Source organism: Billgrantia bachuensis (assembly GCF_011742165.1).
Classification (GTDB): domain Bacteria; phylum Pseudomonadota; class Gammaproteobacteria; order Pseudomonadales; family Halomonadaceae; genus Halomonas; species Halomonas bachuensis.
The window spans coordinates 1-24,890 of sequence record NZ_JAAQTO010000056.1 but is presented as its reverse complement, the minus strand read 5'-3'; the positions used below and the strand labels follow the sequence as shown (position 1 = coordinate 24,890).

The window sequence follows — 24,890 nt, the reverse complement described above, 5'->3', positions numbered from 1 at the left end:
GCAACACGAAAAACCCGGCTTCGCGAGAAGCCGGGTTTTTTGCTCTCGCCACTTACTTGGAGGTCGCTGGCTCGGCCTTCTGGCTCTTGGCCCGCTCCAGCAGCGGCTTTAGGAAGCGTCCGGTGTGGGAGACCTCCATCTCGGCCACCTGCTCCGGGGTGCCCTCGGCGATGATGCGTCCGCCGCCGGAGCCGCCCTCGGGGCCAAGGTCGACGATCCAGTCGGCGGTCTTGATCACGTCGAGGTTGTGCTCGATGACCACGATGGTATTGCCATGGTCGCGCAGGCGGTGAAGCACGACGAGCAACTGGCGGATGTCCTCGAAGTGCAACCCGGTGGTGGGCTCGTCGAGGATGTAGAGTGTCTTGCCGGTATCGCGCTTGGCCAGCTCGCGGGCCAGCTTGACGCGCTGCGCCTCGCCGCCGGAAAGGGTGGTGGCGCTCTGGCCCAGGCGGATATAGGAGAGCCCCACGTCGAGCAGGGTCTGCAGGCGGCGGGCGATGGCGGGTACCGGGCTGAAGAACTCCAGCGCCTCCTCCACGGTCATTTCCAGTACCTCGTCGATGCTCTTTCCCTTGTAGGCGATCTCCAGTGTCTCGCGGTTGTAGCGCTTGCCCTTGCATACGTCGCAGGGAACATAGATATCGGGCAGGAAGTGCATCTCGACCTTGATCATGCCCTCGCCCTGGCACGCCTCGCAGCGCCCGCCCTTGACGTTGAACGAGAAGCGCCCCGGCTTGTAGCCGCGTGAGCGCGCCTCCTGGGTGCCGGCGAAGAGTTCACGAATCGGCGTGAAGATACCGGTGTAGGTGGCCGGGTTGGAGCGTGGCGTACGCCCGATAGGGCTTTGGTCGATATCGATCACCTTGTCGAGCTGATCGAGGCCTTCGATGCGTTCGAAAGGTGCGGAAGTCAGGGTGGTGGCGTGGTTGAGCTCACGCGCGGCGATCGGCATCAGCGTCGAGTTGATCAGCGTCGACTTGCCCGAGCCGGAGACGCCGGTGACGCAGATGAACAGCCCCAGCGGCAGGGTCAGGGTGACGTCGTGCAGGTTGTTGCCGCGTGCGCCGGTGAGTACCAGCCGCTTCTCGGGGTTGCCGGGGATTCGCCACTTGGGCACCTCGATACGCCGCTTGCCGGAAAGGTACTGTCCGGTGAGCGAGTCGTGGCTGGCCATGATCGCTTCGGGTGTGCCCTGGGCAACAATGCGTCCGCCGTGGACGCCGGCTCCGGGGCCGATGTCGAGTACGTGGTCGGCGGCGCGGATGGCGTCCTCGTCATGCTCCACCACGATCACGGTGTTGCCCAGATCGCGAAGATGAATCAGCGTCTTGAGCAGGCGATCGTTGTCGCGCTGGTGCAGGCCGATCGAGGGTTCGTCGAGGATGTACATGACGCCCACCAGGCCGGCGCCGATCTGGCTCGCCAGGCGGATACGCTGGGCCTCGCCGCCGGAGAGGGTCTCGGCGCTGCGCTCGAGGTTGAGATAATCGAGCCCGACATTGACCAGGAACTCCAGGCGCGCATGGATCTCGTTGATCACCTTCTGGGCGATCTCGCCCTTGCGCCCGGGCAGGGCCAGGCGCTGGAAGTAGTCCCACGCTTCGCCGATCGGTAATTGCACGATCTGCGGCAGGGTGTGCTCGTCGACGAAGACGTGGCGCGACTCCTTGCGCAGGCGAGTGCCGTGGCAGGAAGGACAGGCGCGGTCGGCGATGTAGCGTGCCAGCTCTTCACGCACCATGCTCGATTCGGTTTCACGATAGCGCCGCTGCAGGTTGGGCAGCACACCTTCGAAGGGGTGCTCGCGGGTTACCCGACGGCCGCGGTCGTTAACGTAGCTGAAGGCGATCTCGTCGTCACCGCTGCCATGGAGAATGACTTCCTTCTCGTGACGAGCGAGCTCCTGCCATGGTGTCTCGAGGGTGAAACGATAATGGTCGGCGACCGCCTGCAATTGGCTGAAATAATAGACGCTGCGGCGATCCCAGCCCTTGATCACGCCCTCGGCCAACGACAGTTCCGGATGGCTGATCAGCTTGTCGGGATCAAACACCTGCTGTACGCCCAGACCGTCGCAGGTGGGGCAGGCACCGGCGGGGTTGTTGAACGAGAACATGCGCGGCTCGAGCTCGGCGATGGCGTAGCCGCAGACCGGGCAGGCGAAGCGTGCCGAGAAGGGGATGTCCTCGGCCTCGCCGTCCATGAAATGAACCACGGCAATACCGTCGGCCAGGTTGAGGGCGGTCTCGAACGATTCCGCCAGGCGCTGCTGAAGCCCCTCGCGCACCTTGATGCGGTCTACCACCACGCTGATGTCGTGCTTTTTGTTCTTGTCCAGCGGGGCGATGTCGTCGAGCTCCAGCGCCTGGCCATCGACCATCACGCGCACGAAGCCCTGGGCGCGCAGCTCGGCGAGGAGTTGCAGATGCTCGCCCTTGCGGCCCTTGACCACCGGTGCCAGCAGCATCAGCTTGCTGTCCTCGGGCAGGGCGAGCACTTGGTCGACCATTTGCGAAATGGTACTGGCCTCGAGATCCTCGCCGTGCTCGGGGCAGCGCGGCGTGCCGGCCCGGGCGAACAGCAGGCGCAGGTAGTCGTAGATCTCGGTGATGGTTCCCACGGTGGAGCGCGGGTTGTGCGAGGTGGACTTCTGCTCGATGGAGATGGCCGGCGACAGCCCTTCGATGTGATCGACGTCGGGCTTTTCCATCATCGACAGGAACTGGCGCGCATAGGTGGAAAGCGATTCCACGTAGCGGCGCTGGCCTTCGGCATAGAGGGTGTCGAAAGCCAACGATGATTTGCCCGATCCGGACAGACCGGTAACCACGATCAGGCTGTCGCGGGGCAGCTCGACATCGATCTGCTTTAGGTTGTGGGTGCGCGCACCCCTGACCACGATCCTGTCCATTCACACCTCATGGCGCTCGGCAAAACCTCGATTATACGCCCGTGGCCGAGCGCACGCCAAAGCGCCGCTGGCTGGGGCGTTTCCTGTGGGGGCCGGAATCGTTAGAATGGTCGGCTCATCGAGAGGGCTGCAGCCCTCCCTACTCCATGGAAGCGTCTCATTCCCTATGCGTAAGGTCACTGGTCTGCTGTTAGCCTCCGAACGGCGTGCCATCACTGGCTTGGCCGGCCTGTATGCCACGCGCATGCTGGGCCTGTTCATGGTGCTGCCGGTGCTGGCGCTGTACGCCGACGAACTGGAGGGCGCCACGCCGCTGCTGGTGGGCCTGGCTCTGGGCGTGTACGGCCTGACCCAGGCGGTCCTGCAGATCCCTTTCGGCCTGCTCTCCGATCGCCTCGGGCGCAAGCCGGTGATCGCCGGTGGCCTGCTGCTGTTTCTGCTCGGCAGCGTTGTGGCAGCGTCCGCCGATAGTATCGGCGGCGTGATCCTGGGCCGTTGCCTGCAGGGCAGCGGCGCCGTAGCCGCGGCGATCATGGCGCTGCTCGCCGACCAGACTCGCGAGCAGGTGCGTACCGCCGCCATGGCGACTATCGGTCTGTCGATCGGCGTGGCGTTCGCCGTGGCCATGGTGATCGGTCCTTGGCTGGCGGCAACGCTCGGCCTCGCTTCGGTGTTCTGGTTCACCACCTTGCTGGCCGGGCTGGGGCTGGTGGTGCTGTGGAAGCTGGTGCCGCCGGCGCCGCGGAGATTGCGTCATCGCGACGTGGGCATCGATCGCCAACAGTTGATGGCAATCATCACCCGTGCCGACCTGGCGGCTCGACCTGTCGATTTTCGCGCTGCACCTGATGCTGATGGCGATCTTCGTTGCCGTGCCGTTCCGCCTGGTCGAGGCGGGCATCGAAGCGGAGCGGCATGGTCTGACCTATCTAGGCATTATGGCGCTGGCCTTCATCGGCATGGTGCCGCTGGTAATCGTTGCCGAAAAGCGTCAGCGCATGAAGGGCATGAGCCTCGCGGCGGTCGGCACCATCACCATCAGCCTGGCTGGTCTGGCCGGATTCGGTGGCGGCTGGGCGCTGTTCGTCTGGCTGCTGCTGTTCTTCACGGCCTTCAACCTGCTCGAGGCGGTGCTGCCCTCGATGCTCAGCAAGTTGGCGCCGGCCGGGGCCAAGGGTACGGCGATGGGGATCTACTCCACCAGCCAGTTCCTGGGTGCTTTCCTCGGCGGCGTACTGGGGGGCTTTCTGGCACAGCAGTGGGGGCTGCCGGCGGTGTTTGTCGGCAGCGCCGTGCTGGCCGGCATCTGGTGGCTGCTGATGCTGGGCATGCCGACGCCGCCGCATCTGTCGAGCGAGGTGGTGGCGCTGGACGACGAGCATCGCGAAGATACGCTCGACACGTTGATGGCGAGCTTCGCCGAAGTGGCCGGAGTCGAAGACGTACTGGTCGTGCCGGAGGAGCGAGTGGCGTATCTTAAGGTGGATCGGCGGCGCCTCGACGAGGATGCCTTGGCGCGCCTGATCCGCTCGAGCCGCCATCGCGGCGGCTAGCCGATTTGTCAGGCGCCGGCCTCAGGGCCGGTTCATTACAATGCACACGTACACTACAGAGGGAGTCCAGCATGGCCCGTGGCGTCAACAAGGTCATTCTCATCGGCAACCTAGGACAGGATCCCGAGGTTCGCTTCATGCCGTCCGGTAGCCCCGTCGCCAACTTGCGCGTCGCCACTACCGATACCTGGACCGATAAGCAAAGCGGCCAGCGCCAGGAGCGGACCGAGTGGCACTCGGTGGTGTTGTTCAACCGTCTGGCCGAGATCGCTCAGCAGTACCTGAAGAAAGGTGCGCGGGTCTACCTGGAGGGGCGCCTGCAGACGCGCAAGTGGCAGGGCCAAGACGGCCAGGATCGCTACACCACCGAAATCGTGGTCAACGACATGCAGATGCTCGATACTCGCAGCGGCGACTTCGGCGGGCAGCCCGGGGCGGGCATGCCGCAGCAGGGTGGCTATGGCGCCTCTCAGGGGGCGCCTGCGCCACAGCAGGGTGGTTATGGCGCTCCAGCGCAAGGTGGCGGCGGCTTTGGCAACGCGCCCCAGCAGGGTGGCTTTGGTGGCGGCCAGCCACAGCAGCGCCCGGCGCCGGGTGGCCAGCCCCAGCAGGGTGGTCAGAAGCAGAACAATTACGGCGCGCCCGATCCGGGCAGCTTCGACGATTTCGACGACGAAATCCCGTTCTGACGCCACCCGATCGAGGCTGCCGGAGGCTATTGAGTGAAGCTGTTGGTACTGGATGCCGGCCATTGCCTCAATCTGGCGTTGGCCAGGCTGGTGCACCGTCGCAGTGATACCGAGCTCGTCATCGAGCCCGGCCTGAAGATCGATGCCAGCCTGCTGCGTGAGCTGGCGCCCGCGGCGGTGGTCATTCCGCCGTTATCGGCGCCGATGGAGATCGAGCCTGCGGCCGTGGTCGCGCATGGTGAGGGCGTCGATGCCTGCCTGGCGGCGTGCCGCGAGACAGATACGCCACTGGTGTGGTGCGTCTCCGATCAGCTCTACCAGGATGGTTTCGAGACGCCCATCGACGAACACGTGATACCGGCGCCACGTGACGAGAGCCTCAGGCGGTTGATCGCCATCGGGGATCGCATCCGGGGTAGCCATCCTCGGCATCTCATCGTGCGCCTGGGGCCGTTGTTCGCGCTGGAGGGCGGACACGCCTGGCTCAGCGGCGTGATCGACAGCCTGGTAACCGGTGAGGAAGTTCGCGCCGCACAGGACGTGATCTTCTGCCCCACATCGGCCGACGCTGTCGCCATGGCGCTGGTCGGCATGCTGCACCAGCTCTCGTGCGGTTCTGGCGCCTGGGGTGCCTATCACCTGGCGGGTACGGAGCCGGTCAGTGCCTATACCTTCACCACCATGGTACGCACCCAGCTCTCGACGCGCCTGGAGGGGCTGGGCGAACAGGTGGAGCTGGGCGAGGTGAAGGCACTCAAGCATCATCATGACCAGCCGCTACGTAGAGTGCTCAATTGCCGGCGCGTGCTGGAGGCCTTCGGCGTGCACCAGAAGCCGTGGCGACTGGAGGTGGGACGTCTACTGGATGAGTGGTGTCAGGCTCGCCGCGCCATCCCCAGTGACGAAGAAGAGGGCGGCTCTTCTCCATGAATGTGTTGCGCAGCCTGCTGTTCTACGTCGGTTACTTTCTCGCCATCTTCGTCTTTGGCGCGCTGCTGTTGCCGGTGGCCCCGCTGCTGGCGCTACCGGCACGCTACCGCCTGCTCAATCGCTACAACCATTTCATCACCGCCTGGTTTCGTTGGACCTGTGGCGTGACTTATCGGGTCAGCGGCAGGGAGCACTTGCCGCCCGGTCCCTGCGTAATCCTGGCCAACCATCAGTGCGAGTGGGAAACCATCTTTCTGCAGATCCTCAAGCCGCCGGTGTGCACGGTGCTCAAGCAAGAACTGCTGCGCATCCCGGTGTTCGGTTGGGGCCTGCGTCTGCTGCATCCCATTGCGCTGGACCGCTCGAAGCCAGCGCGGGCAATGCGGCAGGTACTGAGCCAAGGCGTGGTGCGTCTGCAGGAGGGGCTATCAGTGCTGATCTTTCCTGAGGGCACTCGAGTGGAGCCGGGCCAGCGGCGCCGCTACAACAAGAGCGGGGCCGTCATCGCCTGTCGCGCCGGGGTACCGGTGCTGCCAGTGGCGCACAATGCCGGCGAACGCTGGCCGGGGCGCCACTGGGTGAAGAATCCGGGAGTACTCAACGTGGTGGTGGGGGAGCCCATCGATACCGCAGGCCGTACGCCGGAGGAGGTGCTGGTCGAGGTCGAGGCATGGATCGAGGCGCGGCTGGCCGAGATCTCCGAAGTCCCGCGGCCGGTGGATGCCAAGCCTGAGGTGGGGGCCAGCACGGGCTAGAACTAGTGGCCGGTGGCTGTGTATTGAGTGGGCTTCGCCCGCAATGCAAAAAGGCGCCCGAGGGGCGCCTTTCTGCGTTGCAATGGAGTCGTCTAGTCGCGGTAGCGCTGCAGCACCAGGCAGGCGTTGGTACCGCCGAAGCCGAAGCTGTTGGAGAGGACGCGATCGACGCTGACGCTGTCGCGCATCTGCGTGACGATATCGAAGCCGGCGGCCTGATCGTCGAGATCCTCGACGTTGGCCGAGGCGGCGATGAAGTCGTGTTCCATCATCAGCAGCGAGTAGATCGTCTCCTGTACACCAGTGGCACCCAGCGAGTGACCGGTCAGCGACTTGGTGGAGCTCATCGCCGGCGTGGTGTCGCCGAAGACCTCGCGAATCGCCTTGAGTTCGGCGACGTCGCCTACCGGCGTGGAGGTGCCGTGAGTGTTGATGTAGTCGATCTTGCCGTCGACCGTGGCCATGGCCTGGCGCATGCAGCGGACTGCGCCTTCGCCGGAGGGGGCGACCATGTCGTGACCGTCGGAGGTAGCGCCGTAGCCGACCAGCTCGGCATAGATCTTCGCCCCCCGCGCCTTGGCGTGCTCGAGTTCCTCGAGTACCAGCATGCCGCCGCCGCCGGCGATGACGAAGCCGTCGCGCGCCTTGTCATAGGGGCGTGAGGCCTTGGTCGGGGCGTCGTTGTACTGTGTCGTCAGGGCGCCCATGGCGTCGAACAGGCATGACAGGGTCCAGTGTTCCTCCTCGCCGCCTCCGGCGAAGACGACGTCCTGCTTGCCCATCTGGATCTGCTCCATGGCGCTGCCGATGCAGTGCGCCGAAGTGGCGCAGGCCGATGAGATCGAATAGTTGACGCCCTTGATCTTGAACGGCGTGGCCAGGCATGCGGACACGGTGCTGCCCATGGTGCGAGTGACCCGATAGGGGCCGACGCGACGCAGCCCTTTTTCACGCATGACGTCGGCGGCCTCGACCTGATTGGCGCTGGAGGCGCCCCCAGAGCCGGCGATCAGTCCCGTGCGTTCGTTCGATACCTGCTCGGGGCTGAGGCCCGAGTCCTCAATGGCCTGGGCCATGCTCACGTAGGCATAGGCCGCGGCGTCGCCCATGAAGCGGCTTAGCTTGCGGTCGATCAGGGTATCGAGATCAATATCCACGACCCCAGCGACCTGGCTGCGGAAGCCGCGCTCGGCGTACTCCTCCTTGAAGCGAATGCCCGAGCGCCCGCTCCGGAGCGCTTCGACGACCGTTTGTGCGTCGTTGCCCAAGCAGGACACGATGCCCAGGCCGGTGACTACCACTCGTCGCATGGGAGCCTCCTGTTTCAGAAATTCGCGGTAGAGGTGAACAGGCCGACACGCAGGTCGTTGGCCTGGTAAATGTCGCGGCCATCCACCGATACGGTGCCATCGGCGATGCCGAGGATCAGACGCCGGGTGATGATGCGCTTGACGTTGATATGATACGTGACCTTGTTGGCCCCGGGCAGAATCTGGCCGGTGAACTTCACCTCGCCACAGCCCAGTGCCCGGCCGCGGCCGGGGTGACCGAGCCAGCCCAGGTAGAAGCCCACCAGTTGCCACATGGCGTCGAGCCCCAGGCAGCCGGGCATGACCGGATCGCCGGGGAAATGGCAGTCGAAAAACCACAGGTCGGGTTGGATATCCAGTTCGGCGATCAGCTCGCCCTTGTTGAACTGGCCGCCCTCTTCATGGATGCGCACGATACGGTCGAGCATCAACATGTTGGGCGCCGGCAGTTGAGCGTTGCCGGGGCCGAATAGCTCGCCGCGGCTACATGCCAGCAGTTCTTCGCGTTCGAAAGAGTGTTGCTTGGTCACTGAGTCGTTCCGAGTCGCAGTTGTAGTGGGCCCTTCCGCGTGCGGTGCGGAGGCAGCATGGCACAAATAGCCAGCCCGCCCGGGCGGCCCTGCCTAGTCTACTGGCCGAGGCCCATGATTGCACGCCAGGCATGACGCGGCAGCCGCCAACGATTAAAGTGTCGTCGCAAAGTGTCGATACTCTAGGTAGGGTCGATGCATAGCATGGGCGCAACTTTTCTCTTATCTCCGTTACACCGGGACCTCTCATGCGGCCATCCTTCGCGTTGAACCGCCCCTTGACCTGGGCTGCCATGGTGGCGTTGCCGGCCTGTATCTGGCTGCCCAGCCCCGGCTTGCGAGTGGCCGCTGTCGTCATTGTCGTGGTGGGGCTGGCAGTCGCCTGGCGCGTGATAAAGCGCGACCGTCAGCACGCCGATCTGATGCAGCAGGCGCTGATGCTCTCCGAGGAGGGCGTGCAGATTACCGATGCCGATAATCGTATCCTCGCCGTCAACCCTGCCTTTACCCGCATCACTGGCTTCACCGAGGATGAGGTGCGTGGGCTCAATGCCGCCAACCTGGCCGCGGCGCGTCACGACCCGGCTTTTTTCAAGCGTTTCTGGCAGACCCTGCACAGCAAGGGACGCTGGGAAGGCGAAATCTGGAACCGGCGCAAGCAAGGTGACGAATTTCCCGAGTGGCTGCGCGTCAAGGCAGTGACGAATTCTCGTGGGCAGATCACCCATTACGTCGGCACCTTCACGGATATTTCGGTACACAAGGCGCGTGAGCAGGACTTGCGGCGCATCGGCTTCGAGGATCCGCTCACCGGGTTGCCCAACCGCCGTCGCTTGCATGACTTGATGACCTCTCGCCTGCGCCACCTGCGCGCCGGCGAGAGCCTCGACATGGCGATCATCGATATCGATGGCTTCAAGTCGGTCAACGACAGCCTCGGGGTGGAACAGGGCGACCGGCTGCTGGCCCGTTTCGGCCAGCGCCTGGCCCGGCATGTGGCCGGCGGTGTCGTGGGCCGGCTGGGGGGGGATGAGTTCCTGGTGATACGCACCACGACGTATGATGACCACGATCACTGGATAGCCGGGCTGCGACAGCACCTGGGCGAACCTTTCGAGCTGGCAAACAAGACCTTGCGCCTTGGGCTATCAATCGGTAGTTGCCGGGCCCCCGAGGATGGCAAGGAGTCCGGCGTGCTGTTCCAGCGTCTGGAGTCGGCGCTCTACTCGGCCAAGCGACACGGGCGTAACGTCAGCCAGCGCTTCCGTCCGGCGCTGGACGTGCAGAATACGCCGCACATGGCACTTGTTTACGGCCTGCGCGACGCCTTGGCCAACGGTGACCAGCTCGAGCTGCATTACCAGACCCAGCATCGCATCATGGATGGCGCCGTCGTCGGCATGGAGGCGCTGCTGCGCTGGCGGCATCCTGAGCATGGCATGGTTTCACCGGCCGACTTCATCCCGCTGGCCGAGCGTCATGGGCTGATGGGCCAGCTCGGCAATTGGGTGATCGACGAATCGTTGTCGCAAATGTCGCGTTGGCGAGAGCTGGGCCTGCCTCAGCTGCCCGTGTGGATCAACATCTCGGCGATTCAGATGTTCCAGGGCGAACTCGAGACGGCACTCTCGGCGGGTCTGGCGAGACACGGCATCGAGCCGTCCCAGCTGGGCTTGGAGCTGACCGAGTCGGTGCTACTCGACGAGCGCGCCGGTGATATCGTGCCGCGGCTGGAGGCGCTGCGCGCCAAGGGCCATCGTATCGCCATCGACGATTTCGGCATGGGTTATTCGTCATTGAGCTATCTGAAAAACCTGCCGCTGGACAAGCTCAAGCTCGATCGCGCCTTCATTCGCTCGCTGCCTGACGACCCCGCCGATGCCGCCATTGTCAGTGCCGTGCTGGCCATGGCAAGGGGGCTGGGCCTCGATGTGGTCGCCGAGGGCGTGGAGACCCATGGGCAGCTCGACTTCCTGCAGCAGGCGGGCTGTCGGCTGGTGCAGGGTTATCTTTATGCGCGGCCGGGCCCGGCCGAAGTGATCGAAGCGCAGTGGCAGGCACTGAAGTCGGATGTATCAGGGCTGATCCTGCGAGCCGAGCCGACGGCATAGGCGGCTGGCGCTATTCGTTTCCTGCCCGCCTCTTCCAGTATCGAGCGGCTAGGTGGGGGGCGGCAGTGTCCTGAAGGCGTCCAGTGCACGTATGCGAGCGGCCTTGTGCTCGACAATGGGAGACGGGTAGCCGGTATCGATCCGCTGGGCATCGCTGGGTGCATGACGATTCTGCGCCGGCAGCTCGGCCAGCTCGGGCACGTACTCGGCGATGAAACGGCCCTCCGCATCGAAGCGATGGGACTGAGTGGTGGGATTGAAAACGCGGAAATAGGGTGCGGCGTCGGTGCCGGTGGAAGCGGCCCATTGCCAGCCGCCATTGTTGGCGCAGAATTCTCCATCCACCAGGTGTTGCAGGAAGAACGCCTCGCCACGGCGCCAGTCGATCAGCAGATGCTTGCTCAGGAACATCGCAACGATCATGCGCAGGCGGTTGTGCATCCAGCCGATGCGGACCAGTTGACGCATGCCGGCATCGACGATGGGATAACCGGTACGTCCCTCGCACCAGGCGCGAAAGCCGGTCTCGTCGTCGCGCCAGGCCAGCGCCTCGGTGTGCCGCTGAAAGGCGCGATGACGGCATACCCTCGGAAAGCCTGCCGCCACGTGTCGATAGAACTCCCTCCACACCAGCTCGTTGACCCAACTGACGATTCCCGCATCGCCCTCGGCCAAACTGCCGTCGTTGTCGTTCAGCGCGGCCTGCAGGCACTGGCGATGCGAGATCATGCCGAGCGCCAGGTAGGGTGAGAGTTCACTGGTGCCGACAATGGCAGGAAAGTCGCGCTGCTGCGCATAGCGGTGTGCGCGGAAGCGCAGGAAACGTTCCAGGCGATCGGCGGCAGCCGCTTCTCCGGCGGGCCAGAGTCCGGCATCGGCCGGGGAGGTCGCCAAGGGCGGTGCAGCGAAGGGACGCTCGCTTTCGATCCTGATGGATGCTTGCGGCGACGGAGTGTCGCACAGCGCCAGGCGCTGTGCCGTCAGTTGACGGTGCCAAGCTCGCGCGAAGGGCGTGAAGACACTGTGGTAGTCGCCCTTGCCCGTCAGCAGCTCGCCGGGGGCAAAGGCAACGGCATCATGATGACCGGTCACCATGATGCCGGCCTGGTGGATGGCGGCGGTGACTGCCCGGTCGCGGCGTTGCTCATCGAGGGGGTACTCGTGATTGAAGTGCAGCGCGGTAGCGTCGACCTGGCGGGCGATGTCGAGCAGGGTGGCCGGGGCCTCGTCGAAGTCGTCGATGTCGCGATGCAACAGAGGAATGCCGATGCCGGCCAGGGCCTCACCCAGGGCGGCGACGCCGCGATGCCAGAAGTCCAGCTTGTTAGCGCCATGACCGTGGCGCTGCCAATGGGGAATACTGCGCAGGAACACCGCTATTACCGGGCTTCGGCGTGTGGCGGCTGCCAGTGCCGTGTTGTCATGAATGCGAAGATCGCTGCGAAACCACATCAGGGTGCAGGTCATGGCCAGCTCTCTCGCGATGGTCAGTGGTCGAGAATCAGCGGACGCATGCGGGCCATGGCCAGGGGCAGGTCGTCGCCGAGCAGTTCCACCAGACTGTCGGCCAGGTCACCGCTGCGAATACGCGCGACCGGCCCGCACAGGCCGAGAGGCGCATCGAGTTGCTCGGCCAGGCGAGGCAGCTGGCGACGGATCAGGTCTGCCCGTTCGGCGCGGCCGCTGACGAGAATCAGCGCGGCGGCGTGCAGGCGCTCGATCGCCAGCGGCAGTTCGCCAAAGGGCAGGGCGCTGTCCATCAGTTGGACCTGGTAACCGGCATCGCTCGCCGCGAGTGCCGCCAAGAGCAGCCACAGGGTGCCGGGATCGTCGGGCAGCGGGGCGATCAGCAGTACGGGCCCCCTGGCCAGTTGGTTGGCGTGGTAGAGCCGGATGCCGATGCGGGTGCGCAGGAACGACTCCAGGCAGCGGCGCTGCAAGGCGGCGCCGAGCTGATCGGTCCAGTGTTCCTCGAGTTCGCGTAGCACCGGCTGCCATAGCTCCGCCAAACAGGTGGCCACGGGGTAGAGTGCCAGGCTCTGGGTGAAGAGCGTTTCCATCTGGCTCTGGTCAAGAGCCTCGATGGCCGCCATCAATTGCCGCTGCTGGCTGGGCCAGTCGCCCGAGACAGGCTCGGAAACGGGCGCAGATTGCGGCTGATCGATGAGTTCCTTGACCTGGCTGACCGGCACACCGCGGCTCAGCCACTGCAGAATGCGCTCGACCCGTTCGATGTCCTCGCGGGCGTAGAGGCGATGCCCCTTGGGTGTACGCTTGGGACGGATCAGCCCGTAGCGACGTTCCCAGGCGCGCAGGGTAACCGAGTTGACGCCGGTAATGCGTGACACCTCGCGGATAGGATAGAGCGGTGTGTCGGCCGGGTGGGCCCCCTTCTCGGTCATGCTCGCCTGCCTCTTGTGTTGTCATTGGCCACGCAGCAGCTACTGTGGACGCAGTCCGCTGCCAAGGAATATTGTACACTAAATGAGCGGTGTACAACTGATGGCGGCCATGGTCAAGTCGGCAATGCTTCTCCCGCCTGCTCGGCGACCACGGCGGCCAGAGCATCGATAAAGGCGGGGTGCTCACCAACGGGTGGCAGTAGCGTCAGTTCGATACCGGGGTGGTTCGCCCTCAGCGCCTCGATCTGGGCCGGGACGTCCTTGCGCAGATGCCGCCCGGCGGCGAAGAACAGGGGGAGAATCTCGGCGCGCCGAATGCCGGCCAAAGCGAGTTCAGCCACGCTGCTTTCCAGCGAGGGTTCGCTAAGCTCCATGTAGGCCAGCTTCAGCGATACCTGCATGCGTGCGGCCAAGGCCTCGTGGAAGCGTTCGAAGGGGGCGCGCCATGCAGGGTCGCTGGAGCCATGGGCGAGCAGGATCAAGCTGTAGGACATGACGGTCTCCGGGACGTGCGACGGTAAACGACCGGGCGGGATGTCGAGCTGCACCATGAATTGCCCGATTGCCGCCAGCATAGCAGAGATGTACAACGGTTGTATAACGAGAGGCTGCGGAGCGGCCGAATGCGGAGGGAGTCGGATGCGAGTCTTGATAACCGGTGGTAGTGGCTTCGTGGGTCAACGCTTGTGCCTGCGTTTGAAGGAGGCGGGACATCGCTTGCAGGTGGTTTCTCGCGATCCCGAGACCGCCAGGCGCAAGCTGCCCGAAGCGGCAGAGGTGCGACGCTCGGTGCTCGATTTCGTGGATTCGCCGCCGCATGCCATCGTCAACCTGGCCGGGGAGCCGATTGCCGCCAAGCGCTGGAGCGACGAGCAGAAAAATCGGCTGATCGATTCGCGGGTCAACGTCACCCGCGACCTGGTGATCCTCTGCGAGCAGCTCGATCAGGCCAGCGGCAAGGCGCCGAAGGTCATGGTGTCGGGCTCGGCTATGGGTTATTACGGCGATCAGGGAAGCCGCGAGGTCACTGAACAGACGGCTCCCCACGACGAATTCGCCCATCGACTATGCAAGCGTTGGGAGGATACCGCGCTCGAGGCGACCGACTTCGGTACTCGAGTGGCACTGCTGCGCACCGGCCTGGTGCTGGACTCGGGGGGCGGCAGCCTGGCGAAGATGCTGCCGCCGTTCAAGCTGGGGCTGGGAGGGCGCTTCGGCGACGGCAGCCAGTACATGCCCTGGATTCACCGCGAGGATCTGGTGCGCAGCATCCTGTTCCTGCTCGAGCGCGACGATCTCGATGGGCCGTTCAATGGCAGCGCGCCGCATCCGGTCACCAACGCCGAGTTTACCCGCACCCTGGCCAGGCAGCTCAATCGACCCGCCGTCATGCCGGTGCCTGCGGTCGTGCTGGAGACCGCCTTTGGCGAGATGTCCCGCTTGCTGCTGACCGGTGCCGACATGCGGCCGGCGCGCCTGCTCGAAGCCGGCTTCGAATTTCGTTTCCCGACGCTCGAACAGGCGCTGGCAGATATTCTTTAATTGCCACCGGCTAGTCGCCGACGGTGACAATGACCCGCACCGCATCCAGCCGCAGCCGCGTGCCATCGATGGCGGCATCTAGTTCGCCACGCTCGCGGCGTAGCGCCTCCAGCTCCTCCTCGCGCACCGCCGGGTTGAGTCGTGCCAGCGCCTCCAGGCGGGCCAGTTCGCCATCGAGTTCCCGGCGCATGCGTAGCTGGGCGGCTTCGGCGATGCTCGGCAGCTCGCGCTCGGCCTCCAGCTCGCCTTGGGTGAGCAGTTCGCGCAACTGATCATGACGGCTGCGGATCAGGTCCCGGGCCATGGCCTTCTTGACCTTTTGCAGGTTCTTCGACAGACCGGTGAACGAGACTTTGTCGCTGAGTACGGCCCCGGATTCGTCGAGCAGCACGCGCACCGCGGTGGGCGGCAGGAAGCGGTTGACGTGCAGCCGCCTGGGCGCTGGGCAGTAGGTGCGAAACACCAGCTCCGCCATTAGCCGCCCGGCCGGTATTGCCGGGTGCTTTAGCAGTGCCAGGGCGGTATTGCCCATGGGACCGTCGAGGATGCGCCCCATCATTTCGCGCAGCAGCGGATGCTCCCAGGAGAGCCGCTGCACGTCGTCGCGGGCCAAGGCGCGGGCGCGCGACAGGGTGGCAGTGAAGCCCTCCTCGCCCTTGGCCAGGCCGGGCAGGCCGTCGAGCATCTGTGGGCTGGGCTGCAAGTGCAGCAGGCCGCCGCCGAGCTCCTGACTGTCGACGCCGAAGATGTCCAGCGCCTGGTCGAGGTAGCGCGGTAACGCCGGGTCGTCGTCGAGCTCACGAATCGCTGCCGCTACCGCCTCGGCCCGGGCCGGGCGACAGGCGTTGAGTTCGAGCAGGCGGTTGCGGCCGGCATCGCGCTGGGCCAGGCGGCTTTCGAACAGGGCGCGGGTCTCATTGATGACGTCGTCGATCGCCTCGTCGTCGAGCAGGGCCTCGGCCAAGGCGTCGCCGAAGGCGTCGAACAGTTCGCTGCCGACGCCGTGGGGGGCATCGAAGGCGTCCATGCCTTCACGGAACCAGCGTAGCAGGCGCTCTCCGGGGCTGGCCTCGAACAGCGGCACGTGGATCTCGATGGCGTGGCGCTGGCCGATGCGATCCAGGCGGCCGATGCGCTGCTCGAGCTGGTCGGGATGCTGCGGCAGGTCGAACATCACCAGATGACGGCAGAACTGGAAGTTGCGCCCCTCCGAACCGATTTCCGAGCACACCAGCACCTGGCTGCCTTCTTCCTCGTCGGCAAAGGCCGCTGCCGCTCGGTCACGTTCGACCAGCGTCAATCCCTCGTGAAACACCGGGGCGTGGATACCACCCAGCACCCGCAGCGCCTCGGCCAGGCCTTGGGCGGTCTCGCGTCCGTGAGCGATCACCAGTACCTTGTCATCGGCGAAGCCCTGCTCGCCTTCGTCTGCGAGGCGCTCCAGCAGCCAACTGACTCTAGGGTCGATCTGCCACCAGGGCTCGGCGTTGAGTGGGTCGTCCGACAGCTCACGGTAGGTGGCATCGGGGTAGATCATCACGTCAGGGTGGTCGAGCCCGGTCTCGATCAGTAGCTCGTCGAGATAGTCTTCGTCACGCTCGAGCTTGCGCAGCACCCGACGATAGGCCGAAGGCAGCGGAATCTCCGCCAGGTGCAGACGGCGCTCCGGGAAGCCGCCGACATGGCGGCGGCTGTTGCGGAACATCACCCGGCCGGTGCCATGACGGTCGAGCAACTGCTCGCGAAGCTGGTCGCGGGCGCTGGCTCGCTGCTCCGGACTGCTCTCGGGGCTGGTCAGGAGGTCCAGCAGAGCGAGGCTGTCACGCTCATCGATCACCGCGGCCACACGGTCGCGATCGCCTCTCCCGCCTTCGGACAGGTTTTCCAGCGCGTCGATGGCCTGGGCCACCTCCACGTAGTGCTGCTCCTCCTCACGGAATGCATCGATGTTGTGATAGCGATCCGGGTCGAGCAGGCGCAGGCGGGCGAAGTGGCTCTCGAGGCCCATCTGTTCGGGGGTGGCGGTCAACAGCAGCACGCCCGGCACGGCCTTGGCCAGGCGCTCGACGCAAGCGTAGCCGGACCCGACCTGTTCGGAGCTCCAGTCGAGGTGATGGGCCTCGTCGACGATCAACAGATCCCAGTCGCAGGCAACGGCCTGCTCCTGGCGGTGAGGGTTGGCGAAGAGCCACTCCTGGCTGGCCAGGATCAGTTGGCCGGACTCGAACGGGTTGGCCTCGGCCTGGGCCAGGCTCTGCTGCTCGTCGAGCAGGGTGACATCGAGGGCGAAGCGCCGCAGCAGTTCCACCAGCCATTGGTGCGTCAGGCTCGGCGGCACCAGAATCAGGGCGCGCTCGGCTCGCCCGGTGAGCAGCATGCGGTGCAGGATCAGACCGGCTTCGATGGTCTTGCCCAGGCCCACCTCGTCGGCGAGCAGCACGCGAGGCGCATGGCGTCGGGCCACTTCGTCGGCAATGTAGAGCTGATGCGGAATCAGGTCGATGCGCGGCCCGGCCAGGCCCAGAGCTGGGTTCTGCTCGATGCGATGATGGTGATGCAGGGTGCGAAAGCGCAGGTCGAACCAGTCGTTGCGGTCGACTTGGCCAGTCAGCAGGCGGTCGCGAGCCTGATCGAACTGCATGCTGTCGGCCAGGCGCGCCTCGGGCAACTCGCGTAGCTCGCCCTGATCGTCCTCGCCGATGTAAACGATCAGTCCGTCGACTTCCTTGCTGTCGTCGACGGTCAGGCGCCAGCCCTCGCTCGACTGGATGCGGTCGCCGCTGCCGAAAGCGACCCGGGTGAGGGGGGCCTGACGGATGCTGTAGGTACGGGTTTCCTGGCTGGCGCCGAACAGCACGGTGACGCTACGGTGGTCGCAACTCAAGATGGTGCCCAGGCCCAGATCGGCCTCGCCATCGCTGATCCAGCGCTGGCCGGGTGAAAAGTCGCTCATGATGCCTCGGTCGATGCTGAATACGGTGCGCATGCTGTCGGCGGAGCAGGCTCCGTCAGCAGCAGGGCGGGGGATTCTAACGCAAAGCCCGCCACGGCTTAAGGCTGGTGGAGAAGAGTGAGAAATGGTAGGGCGTAGACACGCGTGAGTGTTTTCTAATGACGGTCTAGCCAGCCGTCCAGCTGCGCCCGCGACAGCTCGCCCACGTGGCGCTCCACCGCGCGCCCCTCTCGATCGAACAGCAGCGTGGTAGGCAATCCCGGCGACTCGACCGTCTTCATCATCTCCTGGCTCGGGTCGAGCAGCGGATAGCGGAAGACAAGCGCCTGCTCGTCGAGGTAGCGCACCACCTGCAGCAGCTCTTCACCCTGATTGATCACTACCACACTGACGCCTTCGCGCTCGTCGGCCTCGGCCAGCAGCGGCATCTCACGCAGGCAGGGCGGACACCAGGTAGCCCATAGATTGACAACCACGAGTTCGCCACGCAGATCCTGCAGGTTTACCGGCTCGCCATCGAGATTCTCCAGGGTGATGTCGGGCAGCTCGCCCAGCGGCATGTCGCCGCCCAGCGGCGCCAGGGTGACCAGCACCAGCCACAGCGCCGAAACGCCAATGATCAGGCCCATGGCGCCGATCATGGATAGCAGCCGGTCGCGCAATGCCCAGCCGGTCCAGATCAACGCCGCTAGCAAGCCCCATAAACCGTGATAGCCAGCCTGCCACAGCTTGAGTATGTCCAGCGGGGCAGCGACGTAAGCGTCGAGATTCATCGCCACATGACCCAGGCGGGCACCGACCAACCAGGCCAGCAGCAGGCCGTTGAACCAGCGCGTGCGATCGGTGGAGGAGAGCCCCAACAGCAGCCAGGCCGCGAGCAGCAACAGCAGAGCGCAGCCAATGGCATACAGTCGCGGGACGGATATCAGTACGGGGCCCAGGGCGAAGGCGTCCATTGGTCAGCTCCGAGAAGGGGGTCGGCGCAAATGGCAAGACCGGGTAGAATCATTAACTTGCAGAAGGTTACTGCGTCAGGCAGAGCAAGCCTACTGCGCACGGACAGCCCTGTCACCCGGTGGGAGCCCTTCATGGCATACAAGTCGTTCGATACCCTGCGCGCCCTGGCCATCGGCAGTCAGGCGCTGGGCTTCATCCTGATCATCACGCTGGAAACGGTGATGGGAGGCGAGGCTGCTCGCCCTTGGCAGGGAGTGACGCTGGTCGCCATGGTCGCGTTTGCGCTAGCGCTGGCGCTGGCGCGACTCTATCGCCGAAACAGGGCGCGCAAGGCCATGGCGCGGCGCCTGGCGGATGACGATGACGAGCACTGAATCCGGCGGTTCGAATCGAGCCCGCAGGCTCCCAGTATTACTTGGTCTGATGGCATTTCTGTTGCTGGGGTGCGCCGGCACGCCGGTTCCGCGTGAGCATGGGGCGCTGCTGTCCGCTGCCGAAAGCGAGGCCACCTGGCTTGGCCAGTGGGTGCAGATGAGCGCTTCCGCGCATCCTGGCAAGAGCGGTTTCGCGCTGCTCTCCAGCGGCCAGGACGCCTTCAGCCTGCGCCTGCTGCTGAGTGAGCAGGCCGACCGACGCCTGGATATCCAGACCTACCTGCTAGGTGACGGGTTGACGACACGGATGCTGCTGCATCGTCTCCTGGCCGCCGCAGATCGGGGGGTCGAGGTGCGCCTGCTGATCGATGACATGGGCGCCGTGGGTCAAGGGCCGGAGTTGGCCGCACTCGACACTCATCCCAATATACAGGTACGCGTTTACAACGCACTGAGCGTCGGCCGCGGTACGTTGGCTGGACGTGTACTGGCCTCGGTGCCGCAGGCCGCCCGCCAGCATCGCCGCATGCACAACAAACTGTGGATCGCCGACGGCGCCCTGGCCATCGTCGGTGGGCGCAATCTTGGCGATGAATACTACAGCGCCAGCGAGCCGCGCAATTTCACCGACCTCGACCTGATGACTCTCGGCCCCGTGGTGGAGCCGCTGACGCGCAGTTTTCATCTCTACTGGAATCATGGACTGGCGCAGCCCATCGGGCGCTACCATCATGCCGATGAAGAGGCCTGGCGAGGACTGCGGTCGTCGCTGGCCGAGTGGTTCGAAGCCAATGCCGATTCCCCCTACTTCGCCGACCTTCGCCAGCGCTATGCCGATGTCGAGCAGGGGCCGCTGGTCGGCAGGCTGCACTGGGGCGAAGGCATCGCCCTTTGGGACCCGCCGGGCAAGCCGGCCTGGCCTGGGCGCCCCCCGCTCGACCGCACCATGGCTGGGGAGCTGCTTGAGCACGCCGGGGAACCGAGCGAGCGGTTGGCGATCGTTTCCGCCTACTTCGTGCCCGGCGCGCATGGCACGCGGTTGCTGAGGCAACTGGCCGAGGCGGGCGTCGAAGTCGAAGTCTTTACCAACTCCCTCGAAGCGACCGATGTGCCGCTGGTCCACGGCGCCTACCAGACGCGCCGGCGCGCACTGCTTGACAGTGGCGTCGCGCTTTACGAAATGCGTGCCGAGAGCGAGTCCGATGAAGATAAAGGCTTCAGCGTGGGCTCGTCGGCCTCCTCACTGCACATCAAGGCGCTCGCCATCGATGACGATCGGGTGTTCGTCGGCTCGCCCAATGCCGATCCTCGCTCGGTGTGGTGGAACACCGAAGTGGGTGTGCTCGCCGCCAGCCCGGGCCTGGCTGCCGAACTTCATGAGCTGACGGAAGTCGGCGAATCGCCGGAGCTGAGTTATCGGGTCGAGCGCTCGGTGTCGGGGCAGCTCTATTGGCAGACCGTACAGCAGGGGGAGCCGGTGCGGTTGGTGCGCGAGCCCGGCAGTATCTGGCGCCGACTGGGCGCCCTGCTGGGAAGGATCGCCTGGCTGGAGCCCCTGCTGTAGGTTTGCGGGACGTGCAGTGCCATTCGGCTGCTGCTCAGGGGTGGGTGTCGGCGATACCCACACGGTTGCGCCCTGCCCGCTTGGCGCGATAAAGCGCGCTATCGGCTCGGGTCAGCATCTCTTCGGGGCTTTCGCCTCGGCGGTATTCGGCGATGCCCAGGCTGATGGTGACGGCCAAACCATGCAGGCGAGTCTCGGCCACCTGCTGACGTAGGCGCTCGGCGAATATCGACGCCCCCTGGGCGGACGTGTCTTGCAGCAGGATGGCAAACTCCTCGCCGCCCCAGCGGGCCAGGAGGTCGGTGCTGCGCAGGGCTTTGCCTACCAGCAAGGCCAGGCGCTTGAGAATAACGTCACCGGTATCGTGGCCATGCTGGTCGTTGACCGACTTGAACAGGTCGATGTCGAAAAGCAGCAGCGAGAAGGTGTTGTCGCTGCGTTCGGCCTGTCGAACCGCCTTGCGCATGGCGGCATCGAAGGCGCGGCGGTTATACGCTCCGGTCAGGTGGTCGCGGGTGGCCTGCTGTTCCAGTTCCTGCTCCAGGCGCTTGCGTTCGGCGATGTTGTGGAACACCGCAATGAAGTGGCGGATGTTGCCGGCCTCGTCATGGACGGCCGTGATCGATTGCCACAGCGGGTAGATCTCACCGTACTTGTTGCGGTTCCAAATCTCGCCCTGCCAATGGCCGGCCTCGAGGACGTCCTGCCACAGCTGGGAGTAGAAGGCCTTGTCATGCCGGCCCGATTGGAACAGACGTGGCGTGTGGCCGATCACCTCTTCGGGCAGGTAGCCGGTGATGTCGGTGAAGGCCTGGTTGACCCTCTCGATGCGCATTTCCGGATCGGTGATCAAGGTGGCCTGGCCGGTCTGGAACACGCTGGCAAGCAGCCGCAGTTCCTCTTCCTGGCGCTTGCGCTCGGTGATGTCCTCTTTCACCGCCACGAAGTGTACGACTTCGCCGGCATCGTTGCGCACCGGCGTGATGGTCTCGGCTTCCCAGTAGAGTTCTCCGCTCTTCTTGCGGTTCTGCAGTTCGCCGCGCCAGACCTGGCCGCTGCGCAGGGTCTGCCACAGGGCGCGATAAACGATTTCGGGGGTAAGGCCCGACTGGATCATCGCCGGGGTCTTGCCGATCAGCTCTTCGCGGGAATAGCCGGTCACCTCGAGGAAGCGTTTATTGACGTATTCGATGCGTCCTTCGGTATCGGTGATCGCGGTCGCAGCCGGGCTCTGTTCCACGGCAATGTGAAGCTGATAGAACTTGGCGCGCAGTGTGTCGAGATCACTGCTGGACCAGTGGGGGCCGGGCATGGCAGCAGCGATCCCGGCGCTGCCATGCGCAGTTGCAAGCTCGCTGTTCTTCACGAGCGCCCTCCGTATGATGGGGACTTGTTCTGGGGCAAGTCTCTTATGGCTTCGGTATGAATCGATTGGCTTGTGTCATGAGCCGAAGGGGACGCCTGGCACCCCCGGCCGCGCAGCATAGCGTCTTTTCGCGGCACGTTCACGCCGAAGTTGGGCATGTCAGGCTAAAGGGGAAGAGGTCTGCTGGGCGTGCTAATACAGGGATTCACTGCCGAACCACTTTTTCAGCGACAGGGCGACTTCCTCTGCCGGCTGCGGTTCGTGCATGTAGAACCCCTGGATTTGGTCGCAAGCCTGCCTACGCAGATATTCCACATGCGCAGCCGACTCGACGCCCTCGGCGACGACCGTCAGGCCCAGGTTCTTGCCGAGGTCGATGATGGCTTCCGTTAGGTTCCTGTCGCCGGCGTTGTCGAGGAGGTCGTGGATGAACGAGCCATCTATCTTGATCGTGTCGAGAGGAAAGGCCTGCAGCTTCGAGAGTGAGGAGTAGCCGGTACCGAAGTCGTCGATCGCGATGCGCACGCCGATCTCCCTCAGTTCTTGCAGAACTCCGACGGCTTTTGGCATGTCCTGCATCATCATGCTTTCGGTTATCTCGACCTCGAGCAGCTCAGGGGCCATACCGGTTGCCTGTAGCGCCCCCTTGATATCTCTGAGCAGGCCATCGTCGAGGAACTGGCGGGCCGAGAGATTGACCGCCATGCCCAACGCCGGGAAGCCGGTCTCCTGCCAGGCGACATTCTGTCGGCATGCCGTGTAGATGACCCAGCGACCGATGGGTACGATTAGGCCATTCTCTTCCGCCAGCGGTATGAACTGCTTGGGCAGTACCAGTCCGAGTTCCGGATGTTGCCAGCGAAGCAGCGCTTCCATGCCAATGACGCGACCGGTCGCCATGTCGAGCTTCGACTGGTAGTAGAGCAGGAACTCCTGACGCTCCAGCGCCTTGCGCAGGCTCGACTCGAGAGCCAGGCGCTCCAAGGAGTCCGACTTCAGTTGCTCGGAGTAGAACTGGGCGTTGTTCTTGCCTTCTTCCTTGGCATGGTACATCGCCACGTCGGCATGCTTCATCAGGGTTTGCTCGTCCTCACCATCGGCGGGATAGCGAGCAATGCCGATGCTGACCGTGATACGAAACTCCTGGCCCACCAGTGTGAAGGGCTGGCTTACCGCGGTCAGGATCTTGTCGGCTACCTGGGCAATCTGGCTCGGGTGAGTGACCTCGGGGAGCAGGATGACGAACTCGTCGCCACCCAGGCGGGCGACCGTATCGCTTTCCCGCACTGCGCTGCCAAGTCGCCGGCTGACCTCCTGAAGTAGTTCATCGCCCGCATCATGCCCCAATGAGTCGTTGATCGCCTTGAACCGGTCCAGATCGAGGAAGAGCAGCGTCAGATGCTTGTCGTAGCGTCGGGCATGCTGCATTCCCTTGGTCAACAGGCGGCTGAAGTAGGCTCGGTTAGGTAGCCCGGTCAGGTTGTCGTGGAAGGCCAGATACTCGGCGCGCCGGGCGTGCTCCAGGCGCTCTTCGAGTACCTTGGCCTGGGCTTTGCGGAGTTTCCAGCTCAGCCGGCCGAGCAGTGCCAACACGGCAAGTGAAACAAAGCTGACCAGCAGCGCGCGCCAGTAGTAGGTATGCCGAAGCGCGGCGGCGACAGCCATCTCGTCGGCCTGAGAAAGGCCGACGACAATAGCTATCGGGAACTCGAACAGTGGCCTGGCCACCAAGTATCGGCGCACACCGTCCCACCCGCTGACGCTTATCCGGGCGGGCTCGCCGAGTGCATCGTTGTCCTCCAGCAGATTTATGTAGTCGACCTGCTCGCCCGTATGGATGTTCTCACCGGTGCGACGAACCAGGAGAATCCCTTCTGACCCCGCGAGGGCCAACACGCCTTGCTCCCCCAACGCATCCGATTCGTAGCCGCTGACGAAATAAGCCGCGTTTACCAGCACGGACACCCAGCCCGACTCGTGCCGTCCCTCTTCGGTCAGTCTTCGACTGAAGGCCAGCCTGCTGTCCTGTTCGGACTCGACCTGACGGTGAAGCTCGACCCTCAGACCCTCCTGCCCCGCAACGGGTGAAGTGTCATATCCGTCTGAGGGCTCATGTGTGCTGGCGATGACGTTGCCCTCGGCATCGCTCAGGCGGACCTCGAACAGCAGGGCAGGGGGCAACATGTCCTGCTGACGCAGCTCTTCCAGAACGTCTTGTGGCGGGCGACCGTCGAGACTGTAACGCACCAGCTTGAGGGTGGTATCGATCTCGCGCAGCGCTCGGACGACCTGTGCCTCGTAGGTCTCGGCCATATCCACCGCCAGCATTGCCGCCTGGCGGTCGGCAGCCGACCGTTCCCGCTCGGCGAGGCTCAACGTGACCAGCCAGATGGCCGTCAGCGTCAGTAGAGCGAGGCCCGAGAAGAGCATCCCGGGCTCGACGAGATGATGCAGCCAGTGTCGCTTGGTGGGGGCTGGGTCCTCATCAGTGCCGCTGTATAGCGTGGGCTCAATCAATGGCTACCACCCGCAGGCGCTCGTCGATATGGGCATCGTTCATATAGCCGATGGCATTGGCCTGTTCGGCAACGAAGTCGGCCATGGCCTGGGGGTCTGCCAGGCTGCGCGGTGGCTGGCCGCGGCCGGTGAATATCAGGCGCGACCAATGCATCTTGATCTGGGTGGGCGTGTGCCCCAGATATTCGCGGTAGAAAGTTGCGTAGATTGGCAAGCTCTCGCTCTGGTCCAGTGGCGTAACCGGCTGGCCATTGGGGAAGCGGCTGGTACGGCCCAGATAGATGTCGACCAGTTCGCTTCGGGTGAGCGTGGCGAGCGGGTTATGTATGGAAACCACCACAACGACCTCGGCCCAGGCCATGCTCGAGGACAGTAAAAAGAGAAGGCTACAGCCGATTCGCTTGAGTCGTGAAGGCATCCCTG

General features: G+C 64.6%; 18 protein-coding genes and 1 pseudogene. 8 read left to right on the top strand and 11 right to left on the bottom strand.

All coding sequences use genetic code 11. The annotated features are described in order from the left end of the window. Positions 1–52 precede the first annotated feature (52 nt). Positions 53–2,914, bottom strand: coding sequence for an excinuclease ABC subunit UvrA (gene uvrA, locus HBJ55_RS19745; RefSeq protein WP_167119187.1), 2,862 nt, complete (start codon positions 2,912–2,914; stop codon positions 53–55). 166 nt (positions 2,915–3,080) lie between these two features. On the opposite strand from uvrA, the pseudogene HBJ55_RS19740 reads away from it, so the two are divergent. The 4 genes and pseudogenes from HBJ55_RS19740 to HBJ55_RS19725 all read left to right on the top strand — a co-directional run bounded on the left by HBJ55_RS19740 (position 3,081) and on the right by HBJ55_RS19725 (position 6,841). Then, positions 3,081–4,467 (top strand): annotated as a pseudogene (locus tag HBJ55_RS19740) (MFS transporter). 71 nt (positions 4,468–4,538) lie between these two features. Next, entirely contained in the window at positions 4,539–5,156 is a 618-nt protein-coding gene (gene ssb, locus HBJ55_RS19735; protein WP_167119184.1) for a single-stranded DNA-binding protein, read from the top strand. A 33-nt stretch (positions 5,157–5,189) separates the two neighbouring features. Then, entirely contained in the window at positions 5,190–6,086 is an 897-nt protein-coding gene (locus tag HBJ55_RS19730; protein WP_167119181.1) for a sugar nucleotide-binding protein, read from the top strand. Then, the gene (locus tag HBJ55_RS19725) at positions 6,083–6,841 is read left to right on the top strand and encodes a lysophospholipid acyltransferase family protein (RefSeq protein ID WP_167119178.1); all 759 of its coding nucleotides are present in this window, start codon (positions 6,083–6,085) and stop codon (positions 6,839–6,841) included. Before HBJ55_RS19730 ends, HBJ55_RS19725 begins: the two co-directional genes overlap by 4 nt. Before the next feature lie 92 nt (positions 6,842–6,933). On the opposite strand, the gene fabB is transcribed toward HBJ55_RS19725, so the two are convergent. Then, entirely contained in the window at positions 6,934–8,151 is a 1,218-nt protein-coding gene (gene fabB / locus HBJ55_RS19720) for a beta-ketoacyl-ACP synthase I (RefSeq protein ID WP_167119175.1), read from the bottom strand. Between the two features lie 14 nt (positions 8,152–8,165). Next, positions 8,166–8,681, bottom strand: coding sequence for a 3-hydroxyacyl-[acyl-carrier-protein] dehydratase FabA (gene fabA, locus HBJ55_RS19715; protein WP_167119172.1), 516 nt, complete (start codon positions 8,679–8,681; stop codon positions 8,166–8,168). Between the two features lie 248 nt (positions 8,682–8,929). On the opposite strand from fabA, the gene HBJ55_RS19710 reads away from it, so the two are divergent. After that, the gene (locus HBJ55_RS19710; protein ID WP_167119169.1) at positions 8,930–10,792 is read left to right on the top strand and encodes a putative bifunctional diguanylate cyclase/phosphodiesterase; all 1,863 of its coding nucleotides are present in this window, start codon (positions 8,930–8,932) and stop codon (positions 10,790–10,792) included. 48 nt (positions 10,793–10,840) lie between these two features. Here the strand turns inward: HBJ55_RS19710 and phrB are convergent, their stop codons facing one another. The 3 genes from phrB to HBJ55_RS19695 all read right to left on the bottom strand — a co-directional run bounded on the left by phrB (position 10,841) and on the right by HBJ55_RS19695 (position 13,745). Further along, positions 10,841–12,259 (bottom strand): deoxyribodipyrimidine photo-lyase, encoded by a 1,419-nt coding sequence (gene phrB, locus HBJ55_RS19705; protein ID WP_167119166.1) that lies wholly within the window; start codon positions 12,257–12,259, stop codon positions 10,841–10,843. Positions 12,260–12,279: 20 nt separating this feature from the next. After that, positions 12,280–13,194: a MerR family transcriptional regulator gene (locus tag HBJ55_RS19700; protein ID WP_167119163.1), complete on the bottom strand. Its 915-nt coding sequence runs from the start codon at positions 13,192–13,194 to the stop codon at positions 12,280–12,282. Positions 13,195–13,307: 113 nt separating this feature from the next. Next, positions 13,308–13,745, bottom strand: coding sequence for a sirohydrochlorin chelatase (locus HBJ55_RS19695; RefSeq protein WP_167119160.1), 438 nt, complete (start codon positions 13,743–13,745; stop codon positions 13,308–13,310). 88 nt (positions 13,746–13,833) lie between these two features. Here HBJ55_RS19695 and HBJ55_RS19690 point away from each other — a divergent pair, with 88 nt between their 5' ends. Further along, complete coding sequence (locus HBJ55_RS19690; RefSeq protein WP_167119157.1) at positions 13,834–14,736, top strand: TIGR01777 family oxidoreductase; 903 nt, start codon at positions 13,834–13,836, stop codon at positions 14,734–14,736. Between the two features lie 10 nt (positions 14,737–14,746). On the opposite strand, the gene rapA is transcribed toward HBJ55_RS19690, so the two are convergent. Both rapA and HBJ55_RS19680 read right to left on the bottom strand, forming a co-directional pair. Next, on the bottom strand, positions 14,747–17,689 hold the full coding sequence (rapA, locus tag HBJ55_RS19685) for an RNA polymerase-associated protein RapA (RefSeq protein WP_167119154.1): 2,943 nt from the start codon (positions 17,687–17,689) through the stop codon (positions 14,747–14,749). Between the two features lie 155 nt (positions 17,690–17,844). Continuing rightward, positions 17,845–18,645, bottom strand: coding sequence for a TlpA disulfide reductase family protein (locus HBJ55_RS19680; protein ID WP_167119151.1), 801 nt, complete (start codon positions 18,643–18,645; stop codon positions 17,845–17,847). A 132-nt stretch (positions 18,646–18,777) separates the two neighbouring features. Between HBJ55_RS19680 and HBJ55_RS19675 the strand changes: the two genes are divergently transcribed. Both HBJ55_RS19675 and HBJ55_RS19670 read left to right on the top strand, forming a co-directional pair. Then, positions 18,778–19,020, top strand: a complete 243-nt coding sequence (locus tag HBJ55_RS19675; protein ID WP_167119148.1) for a hypothetical protein — start codon at positions 18,778–18,780, stop codon at positions 19,018–19,020. Between the two features lie 49 nt (positions 19,021–19,069). Continuing rightward, complete coding sequence (locus HBJ55_RS19670; RefSeq protein ID WP_240936210.1) at positions 19,070–20,584, top strand: phospholipase D family protein; 1,515 nt, start codon at positions 19,070–19,072, stop codon at positions 20,582–20,584. Between the two features lie 34 nt (positions 20,585–20,618). On the opposite strand, the gene HBJ55_RS19665 is transcribed toward HBJ55_RS19670, so the two are convergent. From HBJ55_RS19665 to HBJ55_RS19655, 3 genes are all read right to left on the bottom strand, one after another. After that, positions 20,619–21,950 carry a sensor domain-containing diguanylate cyclase gene (locus HBJ55_RS19665; protein ID WP_338072056.1) on the bottom strand — a complete coding sequence of 444 codons (1,332 nt, stop codon included), beginning with the start codon at positions 21,948–21,950 and terminating at the stop codon, positions 20,619–20,621. A gap of 192 nt (positions 21,951–22,142) precedes the next feature. Further along, positions 22,143–24,467 (bottom strand): putative bifunctional diguanylate cyclase/phosphodiesterase, encoded by a 2,325-nt coding sequence (locus HBJ55_RS22320; protein ID WP_206022778.1) that lies wholly within the window; start codon positions 24,465–24,467, stop codon positions 22,143–22,145. Further along, on the bottom strand, positions 24,460–24,890 hold a 431-nt coding region (locus HBJ55_RS19655; RefSeq protein WP_206022777.1), incomplete at its 5' end, for a type 2 periplasmic-binding domain-containing protein. The genes HBJ55_RS19655 and HBJ55_RS22320, both read right to left, overlap by 8 nt.